Source organism: Streptomyces sp. AC627_RSS907 (assembly GCF_019049165.1).
In genome coordinates, this window is the sequence record NZ_JAGMUE010000443.1 from 1 (window position 1) to 832 (window position 832).

Sequence of the window (832 nt, forward strand, 5' to 3'; positions counted from 1 at the left end):
CCACTCCGGGGGCGGCCCCGGGGCGCTGTGCGTACACGGCGCCGACGCCGGCCTCAAGCAGGCCGAGCTCGCCGAGATGATCCGGGTGGCGCACACGGCCGGGTACCAACTGGGGGTGCACGTCACCGGCGACCGGGCGATCGACGCCGTGGTCGACGCCTTCGTGGCCGCCCAGCGGGCGCATCCGCGCCCGGACGCACGGCACTACGTCATCCACGGCGACTTCGCCTCGCCCGGGAGCCTGGCCAAGCTCGCCGCGCACGGCTACGGCATCAACATGAACCCCGCCATCAAGTGGACCATCGCGGACCTGATGGACGACGTCGTCGGCCGTGAGCGGTCGGACTACCAGTGGCCGGTGCGCTCCGCGGCCGAGGCGGGGATCGCCGTGTGCGTGGGCTCCGACGCGCCGATCACGATGCCCAACTGGCGGCAGGGGGTCGCCGCCATGCTGCTCCGCGAGTCCAAGGCCACCGGCCGGGTGAGCGGCCCCGACCAGCGGGTCTCGCTGGAGACGGCGCTGCGCGCCTATACCGTCAACCCCGCCCGGCAGGACTTCGCCGAGGAGTGGAAGGGCACCGTCGAGCCGGGCAAGGTCGCCGATCTGTGCGTCGTGGGTGGCGATCTGCGCGCCACCGACCCGCACGAGATCGTCGACCTGCCCATCGACCTGACCGTCTTCGACGGGGACGTCGTCTTCGCGCGCGAGTCCGCCGACCGGTGACCCCGGGGTCCGGATGAACCACACAGCGGAGGCCAACCGTCCGCCCCACGGAGACCAGAGATTCCACATAGCAGAACACGTGCCTTCAACCATTCCGCTCTACAGATC

General features: G+C 71.4%; 1 protein-coding gene. It reads left to right on the plus strand.

Annotation, left to right across the window (positions count from 1 at the left end; translation table 11 throughout):
• The coding region (locus KUM32_RS36370; RefSeq protein WP_217146166.1) for an amidohydrolase family protein at positions 1-724 on the plus strand (724 nt) is incomplete at its 5' end.
• Positions 725-832 lie beyond the last annotated feature (108 nt).